The following is an 18,155-nucleotide window of genomic DNA, read 5'->3' as shown; positions in this document are numbered from 1 at the left end:
GGCTGTTCGGCTGCGTCCTAAGAATCTCTGGGCCATTGCGCAACGTGCCGATCTTCTGAAACCAGCGCTTGGTGGGCGGGCGTTTCAGCCCGGCCTGCCTGCGTTATTTCAACGCGGCCGGGGCGAGCGCGGATGAGGACATCGGTGAGGCGCATACGCGCGAGACGCATGTGATTCCGAATGTGCTGCGCGCAGCATTTGGGAGCGACCGACTCTCGGTGTTCGGTGACGACTGGCCGACGCCGAATGGCACCTGCGCGCGATTACGTCCACGTAGAAGATATGGCGCAGGCGCACTGGCAGGCGCTGGCGTACATGGACATCGCATCCGGGCGCACACGCCTTCAATCTGGGCAACGGCCAGGGATTTTCAGTGCGTGAAGCGATTGCGGCAGCGGAAACGGTCAGCCGCGAGGTGCCGTGGGACATGGTGCCGCGGCGCGCGGGTGATCCTGCGGTGCGGGCGGCGGCGAGCGAACTGGCCCGTCGTGAGCTGGGGTGGACGCCGCGCTATCCCTCGCTGCGGGAGATCATCGAAACCCCTGGCACTGACATTGCGATCCGAACTTCTGAGGGTGTTCGTCGCGCTTGGAATGGCAGTGAGGGGTTTCGCGGTGCGCTACCTATCCTGCGGTGGCGCGCGGGGGCAACTGGGCACACGGCCGCTCGGGGGTATGCCTACGTGAGGTCGTTGCGCGGCACGAATCCTGTGCGCAGCCCGAACACGGCGCCGATCGCGTCGAGTGTAGCCGCGGTGGGGTTGCCGGCCCCCGATTCGATCTGTCGCAAGGCCTGCACACTGATGCCCCGGTGACGCGCGAATTCCGGCTGGGTGAGACCGCTGATGTGACGCATGCGGCGCACGCCGTCGGCAATGCCGATGCTGCCGTCGGCCAGGCCCGCGTAGAGGGCTTCGCGCTGGATGCGCGCCTGTTCCGGACCTGGTCTGGACGGGTTGCGGGGCATCAGGGTATGAGCCGTGCAAGCTGATCGGCTTGGCGGTCGATCGAGGCGCGGCATTGCTCGATGATCGCAGCGTCTACGCCAGCGTCGCGCATCGTCAGCGGCAACGCGGCAACGCGGGCGGCGAAGTCGTGCATCGCGCGCGTCACCGGTGCCCGCTCGTCGTCGCGCAGGTCCAGCGCCGCCAGAATGTGCGCCCAGTCGTCGAGGCGCACGTCGGCGGCATCTGCCCACTGGGCCACGCGCGGAATCAGCTCGGGATCCATGAACATGGGCGCGAAGTCGTATAGCGGCGTCAATTGAACGCAGCCGCCGGGCAGCCGCTGCACGGCATGGTTGCGCGCGTGGTTGTCGGTATTGCGCATTGCCTGGTTGAGGACGTCGCGCTGTAGGAACTCGATGGTCTCGGTCCGCGGGTCGCTCACGTGCCGGCGGAGGGCGCGCAGCAGGGTATTCAAACGGACCGGCTGCCCAAAGCCGGTGAGGCCCGCAAGACTGGCGAGGCTTTCCTGGGCGAGGCGCTGTACACCGACCGGTGCGACGCGCCTGTCGAAACGGGGCATCAGCAGCAAGCCGCCCTCCAGCCGGATGGTCTCGGCCCTGTACACACGCAGGCCACATGCGGCGGCGACCTGGAGATAGGCCGCTTCATTGCGTAGAACGGTCTGATCGACGGCACTCCGGCTCCGCGGACCTTTCGCCAGCCAGTGCGCGCGGACCTGCAGGTCGGACAACGCCAGTTCGGCGTACAGCTGGCCCGTCGCGTCCTCTGCAAGCAGATACTTCGGGGCGATGCCCTGCACGCCCGGACTGCCCGCGGTCAACATCGCATGCGTGGCCAAGTGCTCAACGGCGTGCAAGTCGCGGTTTGCCAGCGCCTGTAGCGTAAAGCCGCCGGGCGGCGGCGGATTGCGGCGCACATAGTCGTCGTAGAACGCGACGGCGGTATCGACGCGCAATTGCCCCACCGGGCTGAACGCGCCGGCCTCGATCAGCGGCAGCAGCAGGTGGTCGCTGTCACGCAGGTCGAGCAGTTGCAGCAGCAGCTGACGGCCATGCCCTTGCGGTACGAGATCGAACAAGAAGGCGGGCGTGCCTTTTGCGGCTTGTCCCGGTGGGCTGAATGCGACCGGGCGGGTCATCGACACCGGTACAGGCGTATCCCTGAAGACGTAGTCGTCGAGATAGTCGACCCGTACGCCATCGCCGAACGGCTCGAGCGTGGCTGCTCGCACCCAGCGTCCGTCGAGATGGATTTCGAGATGGCGGGCCATGCGACGAAGTCTACATAGATCTATTTAAATATCAAATAGATCGGTCTAACGGATCTATTATCTATTGAGATGCATCAAAAATTCATTATTGGCCTGTTGACCAGTGACGCCGCTGCACCGCGCGATCCGTGCCGGAAAGCATGGCATCGGCCGCTTCGAACCAGGGCTTCGTGGGAGGACGGTCGATGCCGCTGCGCGACACCAAACACAAGCAGTACGGCCGTCAGCAGGCTGATGCCGCGCCGATCCAACGCATGCGGACACAACACCCGCATGCACAGACACGCTGCAACGCCACCCAGCACCGTGCGCGCGATGACCTCACTGAGCGGGTGCGCGCCAAGCGGAACACGGGACCAGCCGAGGAGTGCAGTGGCCGTTCCCGCAATGAGCAACGTCATGCTCAACGCGTGTAGACGCGTTGGCGCCATGAGCATCAGCAGCGCCGGCCACGCGAGCCATGCGGATACCGTATGGCCGCTGAAGCAGGTGCGGTTCCAACGGCGGATGCCGGTGCCCCAGCCGCAGGAGGCGATCTTGCTGGCGGCGACGAGCGCAAGGCTGGTCGTGATGATCAACGCCCACTGGAACGCGGCGCGGCGTTGGGTTGGGCGTTGTATGGCCAATCCCACGATGGCCGCGACGAGTAGCGGAAGCACGAGGGCGGCGTCGCCAAGGTGGGTGATGCGGGACCAGTTCACGTGGGGATGCGGCTCGGGGCGTTGGGTCGGGTGATGACGATTCTGGTGTGCGGGTGCGACGGGTTTCGCTTTGCTCTACCCATCTTACGGATGTGTTCTGGCGTAAATGAGCGGGCTGTCTGCGGGTGCACGGTTTCGATACAATGCGCGACCGCCCTGCCTGTTGTTCCGGCTCGGCGTGGACGACGCGCCTGTAGCTCAGCCGGATAGAGTAGTGGCTTCCGAAGCCATTGGTCGGGGGTTCGAATCCCTCCAGGCGCACCATTTCTGCGATGTTCCGTGCGGTGGGTTTCCCGCAGTCGAGGACGCGATGCGGCAGATGCTTTCGGTCTCTTTTGCTTCTGCGGCGCGGCATGTCGCCGGCCTTTGCGTGCGCGCATGCCGCGGGGAGCGCGGCCGATGAACCGGTTGGCGTTGATCGCGCTGGGTGGTGCGTTCGGGTCGGTGTGCCGGTATCAGTTGTCGGTGTGGATGCTGCAGTTCGTGGGCGCGACCGCGGAGGCGCCGCCGCGGTTTCCGGTGGGGACGTTCGTTGTGAACCTGCTGGGGTGCCTGGTCGCTGGGCTGCTGGCGGGCGGGATCGCGCGGCATGGCTGGTTCACGCCGGACGTGCGGGCGATGTTGATCGTCGGCGTCATGGGCGGATTCACGACGTTCTCGGCGTTCGGGTTGGAAACGCTGGCGTTGCTGCGCCGTGGGGATGTGGCGATGGCGGCGGTGTACGTGATCGCGAGCGTGGTGCTCGGGGTGTTGCTGGCGGGGTTGGGGTGGTGGGTGGTGGCGCGGGGGAGTTAGTTCGCGCGCTTGTTGCTCGAAGCGGAGTCGCTAGGCCCTATTTGCGCCGGGGCGACGGTAGCGACGTTGGCTTAGCGGCGCCGGGTTCTGCGTTGTTGGCGGTTTTTGATGTGTGCCTCAGGCGGCTGCGGCGGCTGACGCTTCGAGCAACGTCAAAATGGACCCCAGCGTGCGCTGGGGCGACGGGCATAACAGCCGCATTGCCTTTTAATTCTCGTGCGGAGCGCATTGCGAGCCAAGTCGCTGGGCCCCGGCTTTCGCCGGGGCGACGAATGCGTCAGTTGGCAATTACCAGTGGCCCATCGCCCTTCGGGCGTGGCCTGTTGCCTGTTGCCTGTTGCCGATCAGGGTGTCGGCGGTGGGGGCTCGGAGGTCTCGGGCGTTGCGTCGGAATCCGTTGGGTTCTCGGATGTCGACGGGTCCGTTGAGGTCTCAGGTGTTTCAGCCGGCTCTGCTGCGGGGACGGGTTCGGATGTCGGAGCCGGCGTGGTTTTCGGCGTTGTATCCGTCGCAGGCGTCGGCCCGGTAGCAGGCGCAGGCATCGCGGTCGCCGGGGCGACAGCGGGCGGTGTGTCTTCGGCGTGGACCTGGGCGGTCGGCACCCAGGGCTTCTTCAGTTCAGCGAGTGCAGCGTCGATGGGGCCATCGCCGGGCAGGGCTTCGCCGCCGGTGGAGCCGTCTTCTTCGTCGCCCTGCAGGTGGCCCGGCAGGTTGGCTTCGGTGTAGACGGTGGCGGCGCGCGGGGCGTTGGGGTCGGCGGTCTCCGCGCCCTCGGGGCGGAGGGTCGTGTCGGGATCGATGCCGCGGGCCTGGATGGAGCGACCGCTCGGCGTGTAGTAACGCGCGGTGGTGAGCTTGACCGAATCGCCGTTGTCGAGCGGCAGCACGGTCTGTACCGAGCCCTTGCCGAAGGTGCGGCTGCCGATGACGCGGGCGCGATTGTTGTCGCGCAACGCGCCGGCCAGCACTTCGGAGGCGCTGGCCGAGCCGACGTCGACGAGCACGATCACCGGGGCGCCGTCGAGCAGGTCGCCCGGTGTCGCACTGAACTCGGCATCGCTGATCGGGATGCGGCCGCGGGTGCTGACGATCTTGCCGCTGTCGAGCAGGTCGTCGGCGATCTGCACCGCGGAGGTCAGCAGGCCGCCGGGATTGCTGCGCAGGTCGATCACCAGACCGCGCAGCGTGCCGCCGGACTGCTGCTTGAGCTCGCCGACATTGCGCGCGAAGTCGGCGGCGGTCTCGACCTGGAACTGGCTCACGCGCACGTAGCCGTAGCCCGGCTCGAGCATGCGGCTGCGCACGCTGACGACGCGGATGGTTTCGCGATCGACGCGGATCTCGAGCGGTGCGGTCTCGCCATCGCGCAGCACGCCGACGGTGACCGACGTCCCGGGCGCGCCGCGCAGCGGGCCGGCGCCATCGTTGTCGGACGGCGTGAGCGTGCGGCCGTCGACGCTGACGATCACGTCGCCCGCGCGGATGCCGGCCTTCGCGGCGGGCGTGCCGTCGATCGGCGCGATGACGCGCATGCTGCCGTCGCCCAGATACATCACTTCGACGCCGATGCCGTCGTACGCGCCCTCGGTGCCTTCGTCGAAGGCCGTGGCGGTTTCCTTCTGCATGTACACGCTGTGCGGATCGAGATCGAGCAGCAGGCCACGGATTGCCGAGGACATGAGCTTGCTGTCTTCGACCGGCTCGACGTAGGCCTCGCGCACGGCATTGAAGACGCCGACGTAGCGGCGGATCTCCTGCAATGGCACGCGGTTGGAAGCCTGCTCCATCGCGCCGGGATCGTCGCTGGCGGCCACGGGGATCTCGGTGTCGTCCGCGGCCGACGGCGTCTCAGAAGGCGCGGTTGCGGGCGGCGCGGGCGGCGTGGGTTCCGACGCCTCGCCGGGGGCCTGCGCCGGCGTTTCGGCTGAGCGTGGGGTCTGCGCGAACGCGGCTGGCGACAACAGCAGGGACAGGGCCAGCGTCAGTGAACTCACGCGCATGCAGGACTCCGGGGAAAGGCGGGCGAAACGCGCGGTCGCGCGTCGATCGATTATGCGGGCAGGGTGTGTGAATGCGTTAAAGGCGGGCGGGGATGTTCAGTTCTGCGGGTGGGGTGGGTGGCGCGGCGTGTTGGCGAACGGCTGAACTCGCCCGATATGAGTGAACTGCGATTGGCTTCCCTCACCCCAACCCCTCTCCCTGGGGGAGAGGGGCTCGATCTCGCACGTGGCCCGCTGCCGGATCTCTCAACGCAGTTTGGGGTTGTGCTCGAGCCCCTCTCCCTCCGGGAGAGGGGTTGGGGTGAGGGCGACGCTCGCGAGGATGACTTCGAGCACGGATTCCGTGCGCACCAGGGCATCGTGATTCCAGAAACGCAGCATGCGATAGCCGCGGCGTTCCAGGAAACGTGTGCGGCCAGCATCGATGGCATCGTCGTGCTGCGAGCCATCAAGCTCGACGATCAGCATGGCTTCGACACTCAGAAAGTCGACGACGAAAGGCCCGACGGGCTGTTGCCGTCTGAACTTCACCCCGAGGCGCCGGTCGCGCAGGTGGAACCACAGCAAGCGTTCGGCGTCGGTCGATTCGCGGCGGAGGTGGCGCGCGAACTGAAGCTTGGCGGATGTGTATTGCATGCGCCGGACTCCGGGGGATCCAGGTGCAGTGTTGCGGTGCGTGGGTGGCGGGTTCGCTCGGAGGAGGCGGAATGGGGGCGTGGGGGATTGCCGCGGTGTGTCCGCGTACTCCCAAGAGACGGTGCCTCTTGCGCGACTGCCCTCACCCCAACTCCCCGTTCCGCGCCCCAGCTCTCGCGCTGACGCGAGGGCGTTCGTCGACACGCGAGCCAATGGCTCGCCAGCGTGCCGCCTCACCGCAAAGGGATAGGGCTCGTACGGTGCGAGCGTCGGGGTCTTAGCCCCTCTCCCTCTGGGAGAGGGGTTGGGGTGAGGGTGCTTTTGGCAGGCGGCTAGCAGCGCTCAGCCGACACCACTCAGCGCCGCTGCAACCACGTCGTTGGATTCACCGGTGTGCCGTTCTGGCGCAGTTCGAAGTACAGGCCGCTGCGGCCCTGGCCGCCGGAGCTGCCGACGCTGGAGACGGTGTCGCCGCGGCGCACGGCGTTGCCGACGCTCTTGAGCAGGCCGTCGTTGTGCGCGTAGAGGCTCATGTAGCCGTTGCCGTGGTCGACGATCAGCAGCATGCCGTAGCCGGTCATCCATTCGGCGAAGACCACCGTGCCGTCGGCAACGGCTTTCACCGCGGTGCCTGCAGGCGCGCCGATCAGAATGCCGGTGCTGCTGCGGCCGTCGGGCAACTTGCCGCCGTAGGCGGTGAGCAGGCTGCCGCTGACCGGCCAGCCGAGGCCGCCGACCTGCGGTGCGGTCGTGCGGGCTACCTGGGTCGGCGGACGCGGTGGTGGACGCGGACGGCCTGCCGCGGTCGCTTCACGGGCTTCGCGCGCTTCGCGTTCGCGCGCAGCGGCGGCTGCGGCGCGGCGTTCGGCCTCGGCGCGGCGCGCGGCTTCGCGCAGTTGGGTGAGCACGCGTTCCAGCGAGCGGGCATCGCGACCGAGTGCTTTTTCGCGGGCGCTGCGATCGCTGAAGCGCGATTCGATGCCCTTGACCGCTTCGGCGCGCTGGCTGCGATCGCTCTCGACCTTGGCCAGCTGCGCGCGTTGCTCGACCTGCGCGGCTTCGAGTCCCGCGCGGCGGTCCTGGATCGCGGCTTCGATGCCGTCGAGTTCTGCCATTTCCGCGCGCAGTTCGGAGATGCGCGTGCTGCGTTGCTGCTGCAGATAGCGGTGATAGGTCAGCAGGCGTCCGGCATCGGCGACGCGATCCTGCGCGAGCATCAGCTTCAGCGCGGCTTCGTCGCCGACGGTGTAGGCGGCGCGCACCAGCGCGGCGAGTTCTTCGCGGCGCGTCTCTACCGTGGATTCGAGTTCGACCCGGCGTGCCTGCAGTTTCTCCAGCGCGATCTGTTCTTCGGCGAGCTTGATGCGTGTGTCGCGCAACGCGCGCGCGGATGTCGAGACCTGTTCGTCGGCCGCGCGCAGATCGCGCGCCGCTTCGCCGCGCTGGCCTTCGAGTCGACGGCGCTCGGCGGCGACATCGCGCAGTTCCTTGCGCACGCGCTCGAGGCGGCGCTCGGTCTCGCGGCTGTTCTGCCCTGCGGCGTCGAGCACGGGCAGCGCCGCAACGAGCAGCGCGACCAGCAGCAGCGCGCGGCCGCGGGACATGTTCAGCCGGCGGCCTGCAGCAGGCTGCGGCCGGTCATTTCGGCCGGTTGTTCGACGCCGATCAGATCGAGGATCGTCGGCGCGAGATCACGCAGTGCACCGCCGCCGCGCAGCGGCACGTCACGACTGCCGACGTAGATCAGATCCACCGGGCCGACGGTGTGCGAGGTGTGCGGCTCGCCGGTTTCCGGGTCGCGCATCATTTCGACGTTGCCGTGATCGGCGGTGACCAGCAGTTCACCACCCTGCTCACGCACGGCCGCGACGATTTCACCGACCGCGGTGTCCACCGTTTCCACCGCCTTGATCGCCGCTGCCAGCACGCCGGTGTGACCCACCATGTCGGGATTGGCGAAGTTGCAGATCACCACGTCGAAGCGCTGGTCGCGGACGGCCTGCACGAGCTTGGCGCAGACTTCGGGCGCGCTCATCTCCGGCTGCAGGTCGTAGGTCGCGACCTTGGGGCTCGGCACCAGGATGCGGTCCTCGCCCGGATAGGGATCCTCGCGGCCGCCGCTCATGAAGAACGTCACGTGCGCGTACTTCTCGGTCTCGGCGATGCGCAATTGGGTCATGCCGTTCGCGCCGAGCACTTCGCCCAGCGTGTTCGGCAGGCTGTCGGGCGCGAATGCGAGCGGCGCCGGCAGGCGCGCGTCGTACTCGGTCAGGCAGACGAAACGCGCGAGCTGGGGACGACGTGCCTCGAATCCGGCGAATGCGGGATCGACGAAGGCGGCCGTCAGCTGACGCGCGCGGTCGGCGCGGAAGTTCATGAAGACGACCGCGTCGCCGTCGGCCATCGGCGCGGCACCGTCGATGACGGTCGGCAGCACGAATTCGTCGTTCTCGTCGCGCGCATACGCGGCCTGCAGTGCGGCGACCGCATCGGGCGTGTGGTGCGGCGACGTCGCGTCGACGATCGCGTCCCAGGCCAGGCGCACGCGCTCCCAGCGATTGTCGCGGTCCATCGCGTAGTAACGGCCGGACACGCTGGCGACGTGCGCATTGCCGAGCGCGGCGCAGCGGTCCTGCAGCGCGCGCAGGCTGGGTTCGGCCGAACGCGGCGGCATGTCGCGGCCGTCGGTGAACGCATGCACGGCGACGCGGGCGACGCCGCGCTTCGCGGCGAGGTCGAGCATCGCCGCCAGATGCGCTTCGTGGCTGTGCACGCCGCCGGGCGACAGCAGGCCCATGACGTGCAGCGTGCCGCCGTTGCCGCGCACCGCATCGCAGGCGGCCAGCAGTTCGGCGTTGTCGAAGAAGCTGCCGTCCTCGATCGCCGCGTCGATGCGGGTCAGGTCCTGGTAGACGATGCGGCCGGCGCCGATGTTCATGTGGCCGACTTCGGAGTTGCCCATCTGCCCGTCCGGCAGGCCGACGTGGCGGCCCTCGGTGTGGATCAGCGTGGACGGATGCTCGGCCAGCAGACGGCGCCAGTTGGGGATGTCGGCGAGCGCCAGGGCGTTGTCGCGCGGATCGTCGCGGTGCCCCCAGCCATCGAGGATCAGCAGGACGACGGGGCGCGGACGGGGAGAGCTGGCGGCGTGCGGCACGACGATCGACCCAGTGACGAAAGACAGATGCGATTGTAGCGAAGCGGGGGCAAGCTACCTGTCGACGGGTTCCGGCCCGCCCATCCATTCACGAGGTCACGGCCATGTCCCCTGCCCCTGCGCGCTTGCGCTCCGCCCCCCTGCTGCTCGCTGCCGCTCTTGCGCTGGCCACCGGCGCCGCGTTCGCGCAGGAGGACATTTCCAAGGTCAACGGTGGTGTCGAGGCCGAAGCCGGCCAGACCTACCGCGACCTGAGCACGGTCAACGGCGGCATCCGCATCGGCGACGGCGTGAAGGCGCGCGACGTGGAGACCGTCAACGGCGGCATCCGCGCCGGCGACGGCATCGCGGTCGAGGACATGGAAACCGTCAACGGCGGCATCAATGTCGGCGCGCGTGCGCAGGCCAAATCGCTGACCACGGTCAACGGCGCGATCCGCGTCGGCACCGACGCGCAGCTGGGCGGCAACGTCGAGAGCGTCAGCGGCGGCGTGTTCGTCGACCGCGGCGGCCGCATCGACGGCAACGTCTCGACGGTCAACGGCGCGATCGGCATGGTCGGCACCGAGGTCACCGGCGACGTGAAAACGGTCAATGGCGACGTCACCATCGGCACCGGCTCGCACGTGCGCGGCAAGCTGGTGATCGACAAGCCGTCGTCGAACTGGTTCCCGGTGACGATCAGCCGCCGCAACCCGCGCGTGATCATCGGCCCGGATGCGGTGGTCGACGGTCCGCTGGAGTTCAAGCGCGAAGTCACGCTGTACGTGCACACGAGCGCGAAGACCGGCGCGATCAGCGGCGCGACGGCAGTGCCGTACGACAGTGCGCGGGCGCCGCAGGAGTAAGAGGCGTACCGCCGCATCGCCTATCGACTTTCCGCACGCTCGATCGATGCCGCGGCGCGTTGCAGATCGCAGCAAGCAGACACCCCTCCCTCCGGGAGAGAGCCTGCCCCGGACGTGATCCGGGGTCGAAGCGCGTAGCGCTTCGGGTGAGGGCCGAGTTTTACGCATGGAGCTCGAAGAGCACCCTCACCCCAACCCCCGCTCCGCGCCCCGGCCCTCGCACTGGTGCGAGGGCGTTCGTCGACACGCGAGCCAATGGCTCGCAAGCGTGCCGCCTCACCCCAGAGAGAGGGGCTCGAAACCAACAGCAAGAGAGCGGGCAGTTCGAAGTGCGCTGCAACGCAACTAGAGATCCAAGCACCTCTCCCTCCGGGAGAGGTCGAAGCGCGTAGCGCTTCGGGTGAGGGCTGAGTTTTACGCATGGAGCCCGAAAAGCATCCTCACCCCAACCCCCCGCTCCGCGCCCCGGCCCTCGCACTGGCGTGAGGGCGTTCGTCGATACGCGAGCCGATGGCTCGCAAGCGTGCGGCCTCAGCCCAAAGGGAGAGGGCCTTGAATACAGAGCAAGCGGGCGGTTCGAAATGCGCTGCAACGCAACTAGAGATCCAAGCATCTCTCCCTCCGGGAGAGGTCGAAGCGCGTAGCGCTTCGGGTGAGGGCTGAGTTTTAGGCATGGAGCTCGAAGAGCACCCTCACCCCAACCCCTCTCCCCAGAGGGAGAAGGGCTCGAAACCAACAGCTAGAGCCTTCAAAAAGCATCGCCCCCTGAACGCACGTATAGTGCGGCCTCCACGATTTTCCGGAGATTCCAGGATGCGCAAACCCCTTCTGCTGCTGGCGCTGCCGGCTGCGCTGGTGCTCGCCGCGTGTGGCGACAAGACCGCCGCGCCGGATGCGGCCACGCCGCCCGATGCCCAGGCCGCTCATACGTTCTCGCCCGACATCACCGCCGGCGATTTCGGCGAAATGGTGCGCGTGCTGGCGTCCGACGAGTTCGAGGGACGCGCGCCCGGTACCGCCGGCGAAGACAAGACGGTCGAGTACATCAAGGCCCAGTTCGAGCGCATCGGCCTGCAACCCGGCGGCGACAACAACGACTGGTACCAGACGGTGCCGATGGTCGAGACCACGGCCGATCCGTCGACCGTGCTGCGCCTGAGCAACAGCGCCGGCACGCGCGATCTGAAGTTCGGCGACGAGATGGTGATCGGCACCCGCACCGGCCAGCCCGAGATCAACGTCGCCGACAGCGAACTGGTGTTCGTCGGCTACGGCGTCGATGCGCCGGAGCAGAACTGGAATGATTACGCCGGCCTCGATCTCAAGGGCAAGACCGTCGTGATGCTAGTCAACGACCCGGGCTTCCACGCTAACGACGCGACGCTGTTCGACGGCGAGAAGATGACCTATTACGGTCGCTGGACGTACAAGTTCGAAGAAGCCGCGCGCAAGGGTGCGGTGGCCGCGCTGATCATCCACGACACGCCCGGCGCCTCGTACGGCTGGGACGTGGTGAAGAATTCCTGGTCGGGTGCGCAGTTCGATCTGCGCGCCGAGGACGATCCGGAACCGCGCCTGCCGGCGCAGGGCTGGATCACCGGCGACGTCGCCAAGCAGCTGTTCGCCGAGGCCGGTCTCGATCTCGACGAGCAGATCAAGGCCGCCAACACGCGCGGCTTCAAGCCGGTGCCGCTCAACGCGAAGGTCGGCTTCGACCTCAAGAGCACGATCGCCGAGAAGAGCTCGCGCAACGTGATCGGCATCCTGCCGGGCACCGAGGCGCCGGAAGAGGCGATTCTCTATCTCGCGCACTGGGATCACCTGGGCAAGCACGAGGGTGAGGGCGACACGATCTACAACGGCGCGATCGACAATGCGACCGGCGTGGCCGGCATCATCGAGATCGCCGAGAAGTTCGCCACCACCGAACCGAAGCCGAAGCGCTCGCTGGTGTTCCTGGCGGTGACGCTCGAGGAATCGGGCCTGCTGGGCAGCAAGTACTACGTAGCGCAGCCGAGCATCGGCCTGGCGCAGACGGTCGGCGTGATCAACCTCGATGCGATGAGCGTCGCCGGTCCGTCGCGTGACTTCGTGGTCACCGGCAAGGGCAACTCGGAACTCGAGGACATCCTCAAGACCTACGCCGACCAGCAGAACCGCACGCTGGTGGAGGAAGGCAATACGGCCGGCGGTTTCTACTTCCGCTCCGATCACTTCAACTTCGCCAAGGCCGGCGTGCCGGCGCTGTATGCGAAGGGCGGCAACGATCTCGTCGATGGCGGCACCGCCGGTGGCAAGGCCGCGACCGACGACTACGCCAAGCGCTATCACCAGCCCAGCGACGAGTACAACCCGGACTGGAACCTCGAGGGCGTGGTGCAGGATCTCGAAGCGCTGTACGGCGTGGGCCGCACACTGGCCGACGACGGCCAGTGGCCGAACTGGTACGAGGGCAACCCCTTCAAGGCCGCGCGCGACCAGATGCGCAGCGAAGCGGGTGGCGCGCCGTAAGGCGTCGTCAGCGAACACGTGATACGAAAGCGGCGACAGTGATGTCGCCGCTTTTTTTTGGCCCTCCCCTGTCCACGGGGGAGGGTTGGGTGGGGGCGAACCGTCAGCCCCAGGAAGACGCGAAGATCAAGAGCTCGCTTCCGCTCTTGAGAGACGTCACGTCTTGATCGGCACGTTTGCCCCCTCCCAACCCTCCCCCGCCTTGCGGGGGAGGGCTCAATCCGTCGCACCTCGCGCGCTCAGGCAAGACACGATCTGCGTGTGCATGCGATAAGCCACCAATCGCAATCCACGGAACCATCCGATGACGCTCTCCACTGCCTACTGGTGCGTGCTGATCGCCGCGCTGTTGCCCTACTGCTGGGTCGCACTCGCGAAGGCATCGGTGCCGCGCTACGACAACCGCGACCCGCGGGGCTGGATCGCGCGTCAGGAGCATCCGCGGCTGCGGCGCGCCTACAACGCGCATCTCAATGCGCTGGAGGCCTTCGCGCCGTTCGCGGCAGGCGTGGTGCTGTCGCAACTCGCCGGCGTGGCGCACGAGCGCATCGCGATGCTGGGCATCGCATTCGTCACGCTGCGGCTGCTGCACGGCATCGCCTACGTCGCGGATGTCGCCTGGCTGCGCAGTCTCGCGTGGTTCGCGGCGCTCGGCTGCGTGGTCGCGCTGATCGCGCAGGCGGCGCTGTCGATCGCATGAGCGTGCGCGACACGCACGACGCGCGTCCGGTGCTGGCGCTGTTCGATTTCGACGGCACCATCACCACGCGCGAGACATTGCCGGATTTCCTGCGCTTCGCCACGCCGCCGCGGCGCCTGCAGCTCGGCACGCTGCTGTTCGTGCTGCCGGTGCTCGCCTACAAGCTCAAGCTGCTGCCGGTGCACGCGCTGCGCACGCTGCTCGTGCGCTATGCATTCGGCGGTCTGCCGCGCGCTGCCGTCGAAGACGCCGGCCGCCGCTTCGCGACCACGGTGTTGCCTGCGCTGGTGCGGCCGGAGATGCAGGCGCGTCTCGATGCGCATCGCGCGCAGGGCGACACCATAGTCGTCGTGTCCGGTGGCTTCGATGTCTATCTCGCACCGTGGTGCGAAGCGCTGGGGTTGGAACTCGTCTGCTCGTCGCTCGATAGCGACGGTGATCATTTGACCGGTCGCTATGCCGGTGCGCAATGCGTGGCTGACGAAAAGGTCCGGCGGGTGCGCGAGCGCTACGACCTCGCCGCTTATCGCGAAGTCCATGCGCACGGCGACACGCACGAAGATCACGCGCTGCTCGCACTCGCGCACGTGGCGACCTATCGCGGCGCGGCATGGCCGGCGCACGCGTCTGCGTAACGGGCACGCGTTGCGCAATGCCATGCCGGGAGGCGGAAACCGGACAAGAAAAAGCCGCCCGCCCGGGGGAGGGGCGGACGGCAACTGGGACCGGTCGGAGAGAGAGAGTTGCGCCGGGGGGCGCTGACGTCAGCGACGTCAGACCGGTCTCATGGGCACGGCAGGTTTCGCATGGACTCGTGTCGATCAGCTACCGCTGGTCGTGGTGCCCTCACCTTCGACCGGCGGCGTCGCCGGCGGCGTGGTGGTCGGATCGGTCGGCGGCTGCGTCATCGGATCCGTCGGCGGTGGCATGGTCGGGTCGGTGGGCGTCGGCGACATCGGATCGCTCGGCGGCGGATTCATCGGATCCGTCGCGGGATCCACCGGCGGGGTCGCCGTGTCATTCATCGGGGCCGGATCCGTCGGCGTGACATCCGGCGGCGGCGGATCGTTGCTGCAGGCCGTGAACGCGAAGGCCATCGCGGCTGCAAGCGGAAGCGCAATACGTCGCATCGGATAACTCCTTGTGTGGATGTTGATCTGCACTATCGGCGTCTGCGTGTAGTGCCGGCGTCGTTTACACCGTAGAAATTCCGTTATCCGCATCGATTTCTGGCGTCCGTTCAAGGACATGCCGCGCGCGTGAATCGCCGCACGTGTCTGAAAGCGCGCCGACGACAGCACCGTCACGCAACGACACGAAAACTTCGCCGATGTCGCTGCATGCCCCTGTTCCGCCCTCCTCCGGAGTCGGCGATGTCGACGCGCGATGCCGCTGGCTCGCGCAACGCTTCGATGCCGTACGCGGTCGCAGTGCGGCGCTCGCCGCACCGATCAGCGCCGAGGACGCCATGGTGCAGAGCATGGAAGATGCCAGCCCGAGCAAATGGCATCTGGCACACACCACGTGGTTTTTCGAACGTTTCGTGCTGGCCGACGGTGGCCCATACACGCCTTTCGATCCCGCCTGGGATTACCTGTTCAACAGCTACTACCAGAGCGCCGGGCCGATGCACGCGCGACCGCAGCGCGGCGTGCTGTCGCGGCCGACGCTCGCGCAGGTCTCCGATTACCGCGACGCGATCGAGACGCGGATGCGCGCGCGGCTACAGGGCGGTGATCTTGATACGCGGCTGCTCGACATCGTCGAACTCGGTCTGCAGCACGAGCAGCAGCATCAGGAATTGCTGCTGACCGATATCAAGCATGCGTTCTTCAGCAATCCGCTCCATCCCGCCTATCGCGACGATCTGCCGCATGCCGGCGGCAGCACGGCAGCGCTCAGCTGGATCGCGCGACAGGAGTCGATCTTCAAGGTGGGCCATGCCGCATGGCCCGGCGATGCCGGCTTTGCCTACGACAACGAGTCGCCGCGCCATCGCGTGCTGGTGCCCGCGCATGCCCTGGCGAGCCGTCCGGTCAGCAATGCCGAATTCCTCGCTTTCATTGAAGACGGCGGCTACCGCACCGCGGGCGCATGGCTCAGCGCAGGCTGGGATACCGTACGTGCGCGCGGCTGGACGCGACCGCTGTACTGGAATGAGGCCTGCGAAGCGGAGTTTACGCTCGGTGGCTGGCGCGCGCTCGATCCCGAAGCGCCGGTATGCCATCTGAGCTATTACGAGGCGGACGCGTTCGCCCGCTGGGCAGGCGCGCGTCTGCCGACCGAATTCGAGTGGGAACAGGCGGCGGTCTCGTTGCCGGTGGATGGCAACTTCGTCGACAGCGGCCGGTTGCATCCCAGCGCGCCGGCGAACGCATCGACCGGTCTGCAGCAGATGTTCGGCGATGTCTGGGAATGGACGTCCAGCGCCTACACCGCGTACCCCGGCTACCGGCCATGGCCCGGCACGCTGGGCGAGTACAACGGCAAGTTCATGGATGCGCAGTGGGTGCTCCGCGGCGGTAGTTGCGCGACGTCCGCCGACCATGCGCGCGCCAGCTACCGCAACTTCTTTCCCTCCGATGCGCGATGGCAGTTCGCCGGTCTGCGCCTGGCCAAGGATTCCGCATGAATGCCGCCATCGCCCGCGCCCGTGCGCAGGCCGCGCTGACCGATTTGCGCCCGCAACCCGACGACATCGCTGCCGATGCGATCGCCGGACTGTCGCGTGCGCCCAAGACCTTGCCGTCGAAGTATTTCTACGACGCGGAAGGTTCGCGCCTGTTCGAAGCGATCACGCGTCAGCCCGAGTACTACCTCACGCGTGTCGAGCTGGCACTGATGGAAGCGCAGATGCCGTCGATCGCGCAGGCGATCGGCGACGGCGTGCACGTGGTCGAGTTCGGCAGCGGCAGCGGGCGCAAGACCGAACTGCTGCTCGAAGGTCTGGCGGCGCCCGTCGCCTACACGCCGATCGAGATTTCGCGCACTGCGCTGATGGACAGCGTGACCCGCCTCGGTCAGAACTTTCCCGATGTGCAGATGCTGCCGGTGTGCGCGGACTTCACCCGCCCGGTGCCGCTGCCGCGCGCAGAACGGCGTGCGCATCGCACGCTGGTGTTCTTTCCAGGCTCGACGCTCGGCAACTTCTCCGACGACGAAGCCGTGCGTCTGCTGCGCTCGATGCGCGGCACGATGGGCGATGCGGGCTGCGCACTGATCGGCATCGATCTGGACAAGGATCCGGCGATCATCGAAGCCGCCTACAACGACGCGGCTGGCGTCACCGCGGCATTCACCGTGAATCTGCTGACGCGACTCAACCGCGAGATCGACAGCGATTTCGACACCGACGGATTCCGTCATCGTGCGCTGTACGCGCGCGACCGCATGCGGATCGAGACGAGCCTCGTCAGCGAACGGGCGCAGAGCGTGCGCATCGGCGACCACGCGTTCGATTTCGCCGCGGGAGAAGCCATGCACGTCGAGATCAGCCAGAAGTACACCGACGCCTCGTTCTCCGCGCTGGCCGCGCAGGCCGGCCTTCGCGTGACGCATGGCTGGAACGACGACGGCGACAGTTTCGGCCTGCGGCTGCTGCAGCCGGCCTGAGCCGGTGACACACGACGACGCGCGCATCACCACGGACATCCGTGCGCTGCTGGATGCGCGCGCGCCCGACGCATCTATTTGCCCGTCCGACGTGGCACGTCGTCTGTATCCCGAAGATGCATGGCGTGATGCGATGCCGGACGTGCGCCGCGTGGCCTGTGTGCTCGCGGGTGATGGCGTCATCTGCATCACGCAGTCGGATGTCGTGCTGGATCCGGAAGCGCCGATCTCCGGGCCGATCCGCCTGCGGCGCGGTCCCCGCTGGAGCAACGGCGCTTGATCGAGCGAGGCGGCGCGCGCGATCGCGTGCCGTATCGTGTCGCGCATGACGACGCCCCACGACAAACCCTTTTCGCCGTCCTGCGATCGCAATCGCGCGCCGATTCTTGAAGTCCTGCGCACGCAGTTCGAACACCGTCACCAGGTGCTCGAGATCGGCAGCGGCACCGGCCAGCACGCGGTGCATTTCGCCGCGGCGATGCCGTGGTTGCGCTGGCAGACCTCGGAACGCGCTAGGTATCTGTCGGGTATCGCGGCATGGCTCGACGAGGCCGCGTTGCCGAACACCCCGGCGCCCGTGGCGCTTGATGTCACGCAGCCGGACTGGCCGGTGTCCACGGCCACTGACGGCCGGTTCGATGCGGTGTTCACCGCGAACACGCTGCACATCATGGGCTGGCCCGAGGTCGAGGCCTGTTTCGCCGGTCTCGACCGCGTGCTCGCCGACAGCGCGACGCTGGTGGTCTACGGGCCATTCAACGTCGGCGGCAGCTACACCAGCGACAGCAACCGCGATTTCGACGGCTGGCTCAAGGCGCGCGATCCGCGCTCGGGCATCCGCGATTTCGAAGCAGTCGATGCGCTCGCGTTGCGCATCGGCCTGCGTCTGCAGGACGACATCGAGATGCCGTCGAACAATCGCTGTCTCGTATGGCGGCGCTGAGGCGCTGACGGTTTT

17 protein-coding genes and 1 tRNA gene are annotated in these 18,155 nt (G+C 67.4%); 10 read left to right on the top strand and 8 right to left on the bottom strand.

Annotation, left to right across the window (positions count from 1 at the left end; translation table 11 throughout):
- Positions 1–678: 678 nt before the first annotated feature.
- The 3 genes from LU699_RS09485 to LU699_RS09475 form a co-directional block, all read right to left on the bottom strand.
- Positions 679–966: a helix-turn-helix domain-containing protein gene (locus LU699_RS09485; protein ID WP_232136741.1), complete on the bottom strand. Its 288-nt coding sequence runs from the start codon at positions 964–966 to the stop codon at positions 679–681.
- On the bottom strand, positions 966–2,237 hold the full coding sequence (locus LU699_RS09480) for a type II toxin-antitoxin system HipA family toxin (protein WP_232148230.1): 1,272 nt from the start codon (positions 2,235–2,237) through the stop codon (positions 966–968). The genes LU699_RS09485 and LU699_RS09480 overlap by 1 nt, the downstream gene beginning before the upstream one ends.
- A 74-nt stretch (positions 2,238–2,311) precedes the next feature.
- Positions 2,312–2,938, bottom strand: a complete 627-nt coding sequence (locus tag LU699_RS09475) for a phosphatase PAP2 family protein (RefSeq protein ID WP_232136739.1) — start codon at positions 2,936–2,938, stop codon at positions 2,312–2,314.
- A gap of 187 nt (positions 2,939–3,125) precedes the next feature.
- Between LU699_RS09475 and LU699_RS09470 the strand changes: the two genes are divergently transcribed.
- Positions 3,126–3,202, top strand: a tRNA-Arg gene (locus tag LU699_RS09470).
- 135 nt (positions 3,203–3,337) lie between these two features.
- Positions 3,338–3,733, top strand: coding sequence for a fluoride efflux transporter CrcB (gene crcB, locus LU699_RS09465; protein ID WP_232136738.1), 396 nt, complete (start codon positions 3,338–3,340; stop codon positions 3,731–3,733).
- Positions 3,734–4,077: 344 nt separating this feature from the next.
- Here crcB and LU699_RS09460 read toward each other — a convergent pair whose 3' ends face one another.
- The 4 genes from LU699_RS09460 to gpmI form a co-directional block, all read right to left on the bottom strand.
- Entirely contained in the window at positions 4,078–5,733 is a 1,656-nt protein-coding gene (locus tag LU699_RS09460) for a S41 family peptidase (RefSeq protein WP_232136737.1), read from the bottom strand.
- Between the two features lie 246 nt (positions 5,734–5,979).
- On the bottom strand, positions 5,980–6,369 hold the full coding sequence (locus LU699_RS09455; protein WP_232136736.1) for an endonuclease domain-containing protein: 390 nt from the start codon (positions 6,367–6,369) through the stop codon (positions 5,980–5,982).
- A 356-nt stretch (positions 6,370–6,725) separates the two neighbouring features.
- Positions 6,726–7,973, bottom strand: coding sequence for a murein hydrolase activator EnvC family protein (locus tag LU699_RS09450; RefSeq protein WP_232580140.1), 1,248 nt, complete (start codon positions 7,971–7,973; stop codon positions 6,726–6,728).
- 2 nt (positions 7,974–7,975) lie between these two features.
- Positions 7,976–9,526 carry a 2,3-bisphosphoglycerate-independent phosphoglycerate mutase gene (gpmI, locus tag LU699_RS09445; protein WP_232136734.1) on the bottom strand — a complete coding sequence of 517 codons (1,551 nt, stop codon included), beginning with the start codon at positions 9,524–9,526 and terminating at the stop codon, positions 7,976–7,978.
- Between the two features lie 104 nt (positions 9,527–9,630).
- Here gpmI and LU699_RS09440 point away from each other — a divergent pair, with 104 nt between their 5' ends.
- The 4 genes from LU699_RS09440 to LU699_RS09425 all read left to right on the top strand — a co-directional run bounded on the left by LU699_RS09440 (position 9,631) and on the right by LU699_RS09425 (position 14,220).
- Positions 9,631–10,374: a DUF4097 family beta strand repeat-containing protein gene (locus tag LU699_RS09440; RefSeq protein ID WP_232136732.1), complete on the top strand. Its 744-nt coding sequence runs from the start codon at positions 9,631–9,633 to the stop codon at positions 10,372–10,374.
- 813 nt (positions 10,375–11,187) lie between these two features.
- Positions 11,188–12,885, top strand: coding sequence for a M28 family metallopeptidase (locus LU699_RS09435; RefSeq protein ID WP_232136730.1), 1,698 nt, complete (start codon positions 11,188–11,190; stop codon positions 12,883–12,885).
- Between the two features lie 304 nt (positions 12,886–13,189).
- Positions 13,190–13,585: an MAPEG family protein gene (locus LU699_RS09430; RefSeq protein ID WP_232136728.1), complete on the top strand. Its 396-nt coding sequence runs from the start codon at positions 13,190–13,192 to the stop codon at positions 13,583–13,585.
- Positions 13,582–14,220, top strand: coding sequence for an HAD-IB family hydrolase (locus tag LU699_RS09425; RefSeq protein ID WP_232136726.1), 639 nt, complete (start codon positions 13,582–13,584; stop codon positions 14,218–14,220). Before LU699_RS09430 ends, LU699_RS09425 begins: the two co-directional genes overlap by 4 nt.
- Before the next feature lie 186 nt (positions 14,221–14,406).
- On the opposite strand, the gene LU699_RS09420 is transcribed toward LU699_RS09425, so the two are convergent.
- Positions 14,407–14,715, bottom strand: a complete 309-nt coding sequence (locus tag LU699_RS09420) for a hypothetical protein (RefSeq protein WP_232580139.1) — start codon at positions 14,713–14,715, stop codon at positions 14,407–14,409.
- Positions 14,716–14,915: 200 nt separating this feature from the next.
- Between LU699_RS09420 and egtB the strand changes: the two genes are divergently transcribed.
- The 4 genes from egtB to LU699_RS09400 are packed head-to-tail and all read left to right on the top strand — an operon-like array spanning position 14,916 to position 18,140.
- The gene (egtB, locus tag LU699_RS09415) at positions 14,916–16,217 is read left to right on the top strand and encodes an ergothioneine biosynthesis protein EgtB (RefSeq protein ID WP_232136723.1); all 1,302 of its coding nucleotides are present in this window, start codon (positions 14,916–14,918) and stop codon (positions 16,215–16,217) included.
- Positions 16,214–17,197, top strand: a complete 984-nt coding sequence (gene egtD, locus LU699_RS09410; protein WP_232136722.1) for an L-histidine N(alpha)-methyltransferase — start codon at positions 16,214–16,216, stop codon at positions 17,195–17,197. The genes egtB and egtD overlap by 4 nt, the downstream gene beginning before the upstream one ends.
- A 4-nt stretch (positions 17,198–17,201) precedes the next feature.
- Positions 17,202–17,477 carry a DUF3253 domain-containing protein gene (locus LU699_RS09405; protein ID WP_232580138.1) on the top strand — a complete coding sequence of 92 codons (276 nt, stop codon included), beginning with the start codon at positions 17,202–17,204 and terminating at the stop codon, positions 17,475–17,477.
- Between the two features lie 45 nt (positions 17,478–17,522).
- On the top strand, positions 17,523–18,140 hold the full coding sequence (locus tag LU699_RS09400) for a DUF938 domain-containing protein (protein ID WP_232136720.1): 618 nt from the start codon (positions 17,523–17,525) through the stop codon (positions 18,138–18,140).
- Positions 18,141–18,155: the final 15 nt, after the last annotated feature.

This window comes from Luteimonas fraxinea, assembly GCF_021233355.1.
Classification (GTDB): Bacteria; Pseudomonadota; Gammaproteobacteria; order Xanthomonadales; family Xanthomonadaceae; genus Luteimonas; species Luteimonas fraxinea.
The sequence above is the reverse complement of the archived record's forward strand: the minus strand, read 5'-3'. Positions and strand labels throughout refer to the sequence as shown.